The organism is Streptomyces sp. AC627_RSS907, assembly GCF_019049165.1.
The window spans coordinates 1-570 of record NZ_JAGMUE010000497.1 but is presented as its reverse complement, the minus strand read 5'-3'; the positions used below and the strand labels follow the sequence as shown (position 1 = coordinate 570).

The 570-nt window shown below is 77.0% G+C and carries 1 protein-coding gene; it reads right to left on the bottom strand.

The window, feature by feature from the left end; all coding sequences use genetic code 11:
- On the bottom strand, window positions 1-542 hold a 542-nt coding region (locus KUM32_RS44315; protein WP_254406655.1), incomplete at its 3' end, for a phosphoribosyltransferase domain-containing protein.
- Between the last annotated feature and the right edge of the window lie 28 nt (window positions 543-570).

Here is a 570-nt window from a genome sequence, read left to right as displayed (position 1 = left end):
GGCAGCAGGAGGTGCGAGGTCGCGTGGCTGTGCTCCTCCTCGAAGCCGCCCACCGGCCGCACCCCGTCCACCGGCCGGCGGGTCGAGTGCAGGTACGGGGCGAGCGCGAGGCCGTCGGCGACACTGTGGCCGAGCCCGGTCGCCGTCTCCGCGTAGCCGAGCACCACCGCGCGCGCCGCGTCCGCGTCGCCGAGCAGCGCGCGCACCCGCTCGCCGAGCCGCACCCCCGCCCCGTAGACGACGGCGGGGCGCTGCGGCACGTGCTTGCCGAGGACGTTGGAGACCAACAGGTGCGCCCGGCGCGGGTTGCGGCGCAACGCGAGCCCGAGCAGCTCCCGCAGCCGCCCGTCACCGGCGCCGTCCGGGCCGGCGTGGCTGGGCTGGTCGGCCCGGCTGGCCTGGTCGGCCGGCGCGTCGGCCGCGCCGACTGCGGCCACCGCCTCCGACGCCTCCGGCGCGTCCTCCAGAGCGATGCCGAGTTGATCCGCGACCCACTGCCCCGACCACATCACGCGCTGCCCCGCTCCCTCGTCAACCGTCAACTCCCGCACCTTTCACGCATCATCGCCC